The organism is Mesorhizobium shangrilense (assembly GCF_040537815.1).
In the GTDB taxonomy this organism is placed as follows: Bacteria; Pseudomonadota; Alphaproteobacteria; order Rhizobiales; family Rhizobiaceae; genus Mesorhizobium; species Mesorhizobium shangrilense.
In genome coordinates this window covers 100,224-108,715 of the sequence record NZ_JBEWSZ010000012.1, presented here as the reverse complement: position 1 = coordinate 108,715, position 8,492 = coordinate 100,224, and the positions used below count along the sequence as shown (strand labels likewise).

The following is an 8,492-nucleotide window of genomic DNA, read 5'->3' as shown; positions in this document are numbered from 1 at the left end:
GCCCAAAATGCTCATCCGCATCGCTCTCGCCCGAAAACTTCTCGTCATCCTCAATGCAAAAGCACGCGACGCGCGCAACGAGTTCGCAAATGCAACTTGACACCCCAGATAGTCGCTCTCCCCACGCGTTGGGCGAGGAACCCGGGTTCTGAAAGGCCGCCCACCTACAGCCCATCCAGCGGAAACTTGAGGTAGCGCCGGCCATTGGCTTCCGGCTCCGGCAGCCGTCCGCCATTCATGTTGACCTGCAACGCATGCAGGATCAGCCTTGGCATCGGCAACGTCCGGTCACGCGCCTGACGGAGCGCCACGAAATCGGCTTCCGTCCTGCAGGCGGCGATGTGAATGTTCGTGGCTTTCTGTTGCGCGACCGTGCTTTCCCACAGGGGTTCACGCCCGCCGCCGGCCTGATAATCGTGGCCGACGAAAACCCGCGTCTCGTCGGGCAACGTCAGAATATCCTGGATCGAGCGCCAGAGCCGCTCGGCACTGCCGCCGGGAAAGTCCGTCCTCGCCGTACCGCTGTCGGGCATGAACAGCGTGTCATGGACGAAGGCGGCATCACCGATCACATAGGTGATCGAGGCCAGCGTATGCCCTGGCGAAAACATGACCTTTGCCGGAACGCCACCGACCGAAAAGACCGCGCCATCGGCGAACAGCCTGTCCCACTGCGACCCGTCGGCGGGAAAGTCCGGCCAATTGTAGATGGCTTTCCAGAGCCGCTGAACGTCGACGATCGCTTGGCCGATCGCTGCCGGCGCCCCGGTCTTCTGCTTCAGGTAATAGGCGGCCGAGAAATGGTCGGCATGCGGATGGGTATCGAGAACCCATTCCACCTCCAGCCGGTTTTCCCGGACGAAATCGAGCAGCGCGTCGGCCGACCTCGTGGCCGTGGCGCCGGACTTCTCGTCGAAATCCAGCACCGGATCTATGATGGCGCATCGCCGCGTCCGCGGATCAGCGACGACATACTGGATCGACCCGCTCGGCTTGTCGTAGAAGCCCCGGACCTGAGGCTTGGCCAACGCTGCGTCCAATTCCACCTCCTCGCCCGGTCCGAAAGGAATGATTTTCTCTATCAGGACCGAAGACGAGGATGTTTGTCCACCGACATTGCCCAGTCAAGCATCGTTTGGCTTGCTGAAGCTGGAACGCCGAAAACTCTTCCGTTGCAGCCGGCCGCTCAGGCGGACGGCTGCTTGGTCTTGCGCAGGTACGGCAGGATCGTCTCGTAGGCGCCGAACCGCTTGATCGCGTCCTCGTTGGAGACGGCGGCGGTGATGATCACGTCCTCGCCCTGCTTCCAGTTCGCCGGCGTCGCCACCTGGTGCTTGGCGGTCAGCTGCATGGAATCGACAGCGCGCAGGATCTCGTCGAAGTTACGGCCCGTCGTCATCGGGTAGGTAAGCACCAGCTTGACCTTCTTGTCGGGACCGATGACGTAGACCGAACGCACCGTGGCGTTGTCGGCGGGCGTACGGCCCTCCGACGTGTCACCGGCGCTCGCCGGCAGCATGTCGTAGAGCTTGGCCACCTTGAGGTCCTTGTCGCCGATCAGCGGATAGTTCACCGATTGCCCCGTCGCCGTCTTGATGTCGTCCTTCCATTTGCCGTGGCTTTCGACAGGGTCGACGGAAATGCCTATGATCTTGACATTGCGTTTCTTGAATTCGCCCTCAAGCCCGGCCATCGTGCCGAGCTCGGTCGTGCAGACCGGGGTAAAATTCTTCGGATGGCTGAACAGGATCGCCCAGCCGTCGCCGATCCATTCATGGAACTTGACCGTCCCTTGCGTGGTCTCGGCGGTGAAATCCGGCGCGATATCGTTGATGCGAAGACTCATGATGTGCTCCTACCCTTTGTGCTTGCTGCCGCAAATAACCAGCCGTCGGCTCTGCCGACCTTTCTAGCACTCCGGCACCATCCTTCAAAACGCGATAAGGGCAGCCATCGGCACTGGTGGCGGAAAAATTTCGTCTTTTGCCGGAAAATCCAGGAATTTCCGTTCAACGGACCGGGAGGCGAAGGCCTACGCTTTCGGCACGACCAGCGCGGTAGCCAGATCCTCCATGCGCTGGGCAAGCGCGCCAAGCGCCCCGGTCAACACGCTGTCGTTCTTGTCGGCCTTGGTCAGCGCCTCGTCGCGCGTCTTGCGCAGCGTCACCACTTCGCTCTCCATCCCGGCGATACGCTTTTGCAGTTCGGAGAGTTCGTCCATGACCATGATGCCGGCCATGACGGTCAGCCGCTGGTCGCCGATCTCGCCGAATGAATCCTTCAGGTGCGAGACGTAGCGGTCGAAGCGCTCGGCAAGGTCGATCAGATGCTCTTCCTGGCCCTCGTCGCAGGCCATGCGATACTGCTTGCCGTCGATGGAAACCGTGACCTGTGCCATTGGCCTACCTGTCCAGCCCCTATCTGTCCAACACAGCGCGGATGGTTTCCATGGCGGTCACCAGCCGGCGCGACACTTCCTTGTTGGCATCTTCCAGCCGTTCGGCGCGCGCTTCGGAATTGTCGAGCTCCTGCGCCAGCCGTGAACGGTCGGCATTCATCCGCTGCACTTCGGCCTCGGCTTCGGAATAGTCCCGCTCATGCTCGAGCTTGGCCGCGACGGCGTTTTCCAGCCCTTCGATGGCCTTACCCAGCCTGGCGATGACTTCCTTCAGTGTCGTTTCCCCGGTCATGGCCTTCGTCCTGTACCCTGCCCATCACCGAATCGCTCGCGTTCAGAACGCGTTATCTGGGAAACATTACGCGCCGTGTTAAGCGCACGTCAATAAAGCTCTCGCGACTGTCCCCCGCTAACGCTAATGTGCCGCCCTGACGCCCATCACAAGGCGGGCAAAGGCGCACCGATTTGTTGACTAAAAGGCCGCGCCTGCTATGTGTCGCGGCACCATTTCAAGGGCCTTCCCACGGTCCCAACCCCCCACTTTGGAGGAAGCATGAGCTCGCGCGAACAACATGACCGGATGGCCAATGCGATCCGTTTTCTCGCCATGGACGCAGTTGAAAAAGCCCAGTCCGGCCATCCCGGCCTGCCCATGGGCTGCGCCGACATCGCCACCGTACTGTTCACGCGCTTCCTGAAATTCGACGCCAAGGCTCCGCACTGGGCCGACCGCGACCGCTTCATCCTGTCGGCCGGCCATGGCTCGATGCTGCTCTATTCGCTGCTGTATCTCACCGGCTACGAAGACATGACCATCGACCAGATCAAGCATTTCCGCCAGTTGGGATCGAAGACGGCGGGCCATCCCGAATACGGCCATGCCACCGGTATCGAGACCACGACCGGTCCGCTCGGCCAGGGCCTCGCCAATTCGGTCGGCTTCGCGCTCGGCGAGCGCATCATGAACGCCGCCTTCGGCAACGACCTCGTCAATCACTACACCTATGTGCTGGCCGGCGATGGCTGCTTGATGGAAGGTGTTTCCCAGGAAGCCATCGCGCTTGCCGGGCACCTCAAGCTCAACAAGCTGATCGTCTTCTGGGACAACAACAACATCTCGATCGATGGCCCCGTCTCGCTCGCTGATAACACCGACCAGGTCGCCCGCTTCCAGGCCTCCGGCTGGAACGCGAGCCACATCGACGGCACGGATCCCGAAGCGATTGCCTATGCCATCGAAGCCGCCCGCCATTCCGACAAGCCGACGATGATCGCCTGCAAGACGACCATCGGCTTCGGCGCCCCGACGAAGGCCGGCACCAACAAGGCGCACGGCTCGCCGCTCGGCGCCGACGAGATCGCCGGCGCGCGGAAGTTCTTCAATTGGGAGTCGCCGCCCTTCGAGATTCCAGCCGATATCCTCGACGCCTGGCGCACCGCCGGCCAGGCCAACGTCAAGGCGCGCACCGATTGGGAAGGTCGCCTGGCCAAGGCCGAGCCGAAGCTGAAGGCTGAGTTCGAGCGCCGCCTTGCCGGCAAATTGCCGTCCAATTTCGACGCGGTCATCGCCGACTACAAGAAGAAGCTCTCCGCCGACAAGCCCAAGGTCGCCACCCGCAAATCGTCGGAAATGGCGCTCGAGGTCATCAACGGCGCCGTGCCGGAAACCATCGGCGGCTCCGCCGACCTCACGGGCTCCAACAACACCAAGACCAGCCAGACCAAGAACATCACCCCCGACGACTACGGCCAGCGCTATGTCCACTACGGCATCCGCGAGCATGGCATGGCCGCCGCGATCAACGGCTTGACGCTGCATGGCGGCCTCATCGCCTATGGCGGCACCTTCATGTGCTTCTCCGACTACGCCCGTCCGTCGATGCGGCTTTCCTCGCTGATGGGCATCCGCTCGATCTTCGTCATGACCCATGATTCCATTGGTCTGGGCGAAGACGGCCCGACCCACCAGCCGGTCGAGCATCTGGCGGCACTGCGCGCCATCCCGAACCACAATGTCTTCCGTCCGGCTGACGCGGTCGAGACCGCCGAATGCTGGCAATTGGCCCTTGAGTCGGAAAAGACGCCTTCGACGCTGGCGCTGACCCGCCAGAACCTGCCGACGGTGCGCACCGAATTCGTTGCCGAGAACCTGAGCGGCAAGGGCGCCTACGAGCTGGCTGCCGCCAGCGGTGAAGCGGCCGTGACGATCTTCGCCACGGGTTCCGAGATCGAAATCGCGCTTGCTGCCCGCGACCTGCTGGAAAAGCATGGCCATCCGACCCGCGTCGTTTCCGTTCCCTGCTTCGAACTGTTCGACAAGCAGAGCGACGACTACCGCAAGAAGACGATCGGCAACGCACCGATCAAGATGGCGATCGAAGCCGGCATCCGCCAGGGCTGGGATCATCTCATCGGCTCAGACGGCATCTTCATCGGCATGACCGGCTTCGGCGCCAGCGGTACCATCGAACAGCTCTATCCGCATTTCGGCATCACCGCTGAAGCCGCGGCCAAGGCGGCGGAAGCCCGCCTGCACGGCAAGTAAGGTCTATGCATGCCGCCCCAAATTGCTCAGCGGTTTTGGGATACCGACATGCATGAAACAAAGATGCCCCGGCGAAATCGCGCAAAGCGATTTCGCCGGACTGGCCCAACCTAATCGATTTAAATCCACATCGTCGCGGCTGGATTCTTTCCGCTTCCGCCGCTATGAAGCTGCGGACCCATCGTCTGCCTCCAGCTCCCAGGAGAGAAAAATGACCGTCAGAGTTGCCATCAACGGATTCGGCCGCATCGGCCGCAACATCCTGCGCGCCATCCACGAATCCGGCCGCAAGGACATCGAAGTGGTCGCCGTCAACGATCTCGGCCCGGTCGAGACCAACGCGCATCTGCTGCGCTTCGACAGCGTGCATGGCCGCTTCCCGCACGAAGTCTCGGTTTCCGGCGACCAGATCACCGTCGGCAAGGAAAAGTTCAAGGTCACGGCGATCAAGGATCCGACGCAACTGCCGTGGAAGGAACTGGGCGTCGACATCGCGCTCGAATGCACGGGCATCTTCACTGCCCGCGACAAGGCCGCCGCGCACCTCACCGCCGGCGCCAAGCGCGTGCTCGTCTCGGCTCCGGCCGAAGGCGCCGACCTCACCGTCGTCTACGGCATCAACCACGACCAGCTGACCAAGGACCACATCGTCATCTCGAATGCGTCCTGCACCACCAACTGCCTGGCGCCGCTGGCAGCCGTTCTGCACGAGACGGTCGGCATCGAAAAAGGCATGATGACGACGATCCACTCCTACACTGGCGACCAGCCGACGCTGGACACCATGCACAAGGATCTCTACCGCGCACGCGCCGCGGCACTGTCGCAGATCCCGACCTCGACGGGTGCCGCCAAGGCGATCGGTCTTGTCCTGCCCGACCTCAAGGGCAAGCTCGACGGCATCTCGATCCGCGTGCCGACCCCGAACGTCTCGGTCGTCGACTTCAAGTTCATCGCCAAGCGCCCAACCACGGTGCAGGAGATCAATGACGCGGTGATCGCCGCCTCGAACGGCAAGCTCAAGGGCATTCTCGGCGTCACCCATCACCCGAACGTCTCGATCGACTTCAACCACGATCCCCGGTCCTCGATCATGGCGCTCGACCAGACCAAGGTCATGGACGGCAACTTCGTTTCGGTCCTGTCGTGGTACGACAACGAATGGGGCTTCTCCAACCGCATGTCCGACACCGCCGTCGCCTTCGGCAAGACCATCGCCTGATCAGGCGCCTGGCTTTCAAGCTAAAACGCCCGGCTCGTCCGGGCGTTTTTCGTTGGACACTTGGCTCGCCTCCTCAAGTTGGCATATTGCATGTCCTCGAGATTGGCCTGAACGCCCATCGCGGTTCGATCCATGCAGCGCCGTTGGAGCGTTGCGGCGGTACCGAGCCCTGTTCCGCTGCATCCCTCGGCCGATATCGCGGAATGGATCCCAGGGTCGCCGCGACGCCGCTTCGCGGCTGCTCTGCCCTGGGATGACGAAGTTGGGTGGATAGGGCAAAAAACCACCCTCCCGCCTTGCACTGGTCATGTCTTCGCCCCACTCTCACGTAAAGCGGGAAACAGAGGAATTCGAGGGGCAAATCACGGATGGAGCATGCGATCTATCTCGTCACGCTGGTCGGCACCGCGCTTGTTGTTGCCGCCGCGTTTTCGAGCCTGATCGCCTTCCGCTTCGGCGCCCCTCTTCTGCTCCTGTTTCTCTGCATTGGTCTCGCCACCGGAACCGACGGGCTCGGCATCGAGTTCGACAATGCGCGCGTGGCTTACTTTGCCGGCTCACTGGCGCTGGCCGTCATCCTCTTCGATTCCGGTTTTGGCACCCCGCTCAACGCCCTGCGGCAAGCGGCCGGACCCGCCCTGTCGCTGGCAACGTTCGGTGTGATCCTGACCACCGGGCTGTTCGGCGCTGCCGCTCACTACATCCTCAGTCTCACCTGGCTGGAATCCTTCCTGCTCGGCGCCGCCGTCGCCTCGACCGATGCGGCCGCGGTGTTCTTCCTGTTGCGCGCCGGCGAGATCAATCTGCGCGAGCGCGTCCGCTCGACGCTCGAGGTGGAATCCGGCACCAACGATCCGATCGCCATCTTCCTGACCATCACGCTGGTCGAGATCATTGCCGCCCATGCCAATCCGGAAGCCAATGTTCTCGTTGCCAACCTGGTCCTCGGCTTCCTCCTCAACATGGGGCTCGGTGCTGTCGTCGGCGTGCTCGGCGGCCTCGCCATCGTGCGCCTCGTCGACCGGCTCAACCTCGATCATGGCCTGCTGCCGATCTTCGTCCTGACCCTGTCGCTGATGGTCTTTGCCGCCGCCGGCGCAATTGGCGGCTCGGGCTTCCTGGCTGTTTATATCGCCGGCCTGATCGCCGGCAATTCCGATATCCGCGCCGTCACTATCCTGAAACGCTTCCAGGACGGCATGTCGTGGCTGGCGCAGATCATCATGTTCCTGATCCTTGGCCTGTTCGCGACGCCCTCGCAGTTTCCGGCCATCATGCTGCCGGCCATAGGGCTCGGCCTGTTCCTGATGTTCGTCGCGCGGCCGATCGCGGTCTGGCTGTGCCTGATCCCGTTCCGCCTGCCCCGCCCCGAGGTCGCCTTCGTCTCATGGGTCGGCCTGCGCGGCGCGGTGTCGATCCTGCTCGCCATCACCCCGCTGCTCGGTGGCCTCGAAAACGGCCGCATCATCTTCAACACCGCCTTCATCATCGTGCTGGTGTCGCTGATCATCCAGGGTTGGACCGTCGGACCGCTGGCGCGCCGCCTGGGTCTCATCGTGCCGGCTCGCCTTGGCCCCCTGGACAAGGTCGAACTGGAACTGCCGGGCTCGGCCCACCACGAGCTTCTCGCCTATCGTGTAGCACCGGGCAGCCCGGTGGCGCGCGGCGAGCGCATCCCGCGCTGGGCGCGGCCCTCGCTGGTGTTGCGTGACGGGCGCTCGATGCGCTTCCAGGACATGGGCCGCCTGGCCGCCGGCGATCAGGTTTATATCTTCGTGCCCGACCGCTATCCGCGCCTGCTCGACAAGCTGTTTGCCAGCCGTGCGGTGGTCGATCCGGAGGATGCGGATTTCTTCGGCGCCTTTGCCCTCGATCCGGCGCGCTCCGCCACGGAACTGGAGGCCGCCTATGCACCGGGCCTCACCGAGGCGGAGCAGAAGCTGACGATCGGCGCTTTGGTCACCGCGAGGCTCGGCGGCCACGCCGAATATGCCGACCGGGTGCTGCTCGGTCCGATCGAACTGATTGTCAGGGACGTCGACGACAAGGGCAAGATCATCGGTCTTGGCCTTTCCTTCGAGCCGACAGCGCCCGTGGCGCGGGTGCCTGTGTTCCTGAGCGCCGGCGAGATGGGCGACCGTCTGGCCGCCTTTATCCGTAACTGGCGCAAGCCGACAGAGACGCAGATCGCCGAGGCGCGAGAGACGCCCGCGGTGCCGCCGGTTCCTGAAAAGACGGAATAGGGCCGGTTCGTCTGCCCACAGAACATCAAATTTTCCGCAGCCGCACGCCGTAAGCCTTGCATCATCGATGGTGCGGGGTAATGT

Annotated in this window: 7 protein-coding genes and 1 pseudogene; 4 read left to right on the top strand and 4 right to left on the bottom strand. The window is 63.0% G+C overall.

The genetic code is table 11. The features are described from left to right. A pseudogene (locus ABVQ20_RS38210) lies at window positions 1–100 on the top strand (IS110 family transposase); the annotation flags it as partial. Between the two features lie 64 nt (window positions 101–164). On the opposite strand, the gene ABVQ20_RS38205 reads toward ABVQ20_RS38210, so the two are convergent. The 4 genes from ABVQ20_RS38205 to ABVQ20_RS38190 form a co-directional block, all read right to left on the bottom strand. Continuing rightward, window positions 165–1,040: an MBL fold metallo-hydrolase gene (locus tag ABVQ20_RS38205; protein WP_354464974.1), complete on the bottom strand. Its 876-nt coding sequence runs from the start codon at window positions 1,038–1,040 to the stop codon at window positions 165–167. Window positions 1,041–1,186: 146 nt separating this feature from the next. Beyond that, window positions 1,187–1,846 carry a peroxiredoxin gene (locus tag ABVQ20_RS38200; protein WP_354464973.1) on the bottom strand — a complete coding sequence of 220 codons (660 nt, stop codon included), beginning with the start codon at window positions 1,844–1,846 and terminating at the stop codon, window positions 1,187–1,189. A gap of 186 nt (window positions 1,847–2,032) precedes the next feature. Then, window positions 2,033–2,398, bottom strand: coding sequence for a cell division protein ZapA (locus tag ABVQ20_RS38195; RefSeq protein WP_354464972.1), 366 nt, complete (start codon window positions 2,396–2,398; stop codon window positions 2,033–2,035). Window positions 2,399–2,417: 19 nt separating this feature from the next. Continuing rightward, entirely contained in the window at window positions 2,418–2,690 is a 273-nt protein-coding gene (locus tag ABVQ20_RS38190; RefSeq protein ID WP_006200774.1) for a DUF4164 domain-containing protein, read from the bottom strand. A gap of 261 nt (window positions 2,691–2,951) precedes the next feature. Here ABVQ20_RS38190 and tkt point away from each other — a divergent pair, with 261 nt between their 5' ends. From tkt to ABVQ20_RS38175, 3 genes are all read left to right on the top strand, one after another. Beyond that, the gene (gene tkt, locus ABVQ20_RS38185) at window positions 2,952–4,943 is read left to right on the top strand and encodes a transketolase (RefSeq protein ID WP_354464971.1); all 1,992 of its coding nucleotides are present in this window, start codon (window positions 2,952–2,954) and stop codon (window positions 4,941–4,943) included. 211 nt (window positions 4,944–5,154) lie between these two features. After that, window positions 5,155–6,165, top strand: a complete 1,011-nt coding sequence (gene gap / locus ABVQ20_RS38180) for a type I glyceraldehyde-3-phosphate dehydrogenase (protein WP_354464970.1) — start codon at window positions 5,155–5,157, stop codon at window positions 6,163–6,165. A 368-nt stretch (window positions 6,166–6,533) separates the two neighbouring features. Beyond that, window positions 6,534–8,408 (top strand): potassium/proton antiporter, encoded by a 1,875-nt coding sequence (locus ABVQ20_RS38175; RefSeq protein WP_354464969.1) that lies wholly within the window; start codon window positions 6,534–6,536, stop codon window positions 8,406–8,408. Window positions 8,409–8,492: the final 84 nt, after the last annotated feature.

Bases quoted from the DNA above. Each gene is read 5' to 3' on its own strand.
- ABVQ20_RS38200 (WP_354464973.1), bottom strand. From the start codon at position 1,846: ATGAGTCTTCGCATCAACGATATCGCGCCGGATTTCACCGCCGAGACC.
- ABVQ20_RS38195 (WP_354464972.1), bottom strand. From the start codon at position 2,398: ATGGCACAGGTCACGGTTTCCATCGACGGCAAGCAGTATCGCATGGCC.
- ABVQ20_RS38190 (WP_006200774.1), bottom strand. From the start codon at position 2,690: ATGACCGGGGAAACGACACTGAAGGAAGTCATCGCCAGGCTGGGTAAG.
- tkt (WP_354464971.1), top strand. From the start codon at position 2,952: ATGAGCTCGCGCGAACAACATGACCGGATGGCCAATGCGATCCGTTTT.
- gap (WP_354464970.1), top strand. From the start codon at position 5,155: ATGACCGTCAGAGTTGCCATCAACGGATTCGGCCGCATCGGCCGCAAC.
- ABVQ20_RS38175 (WP_354464969.1), top strand. From the start codon at position 6,534: ATGGAGCATGCGATCTATCTCGTCACGCTGGTCGGCACCGCGCTTGTT.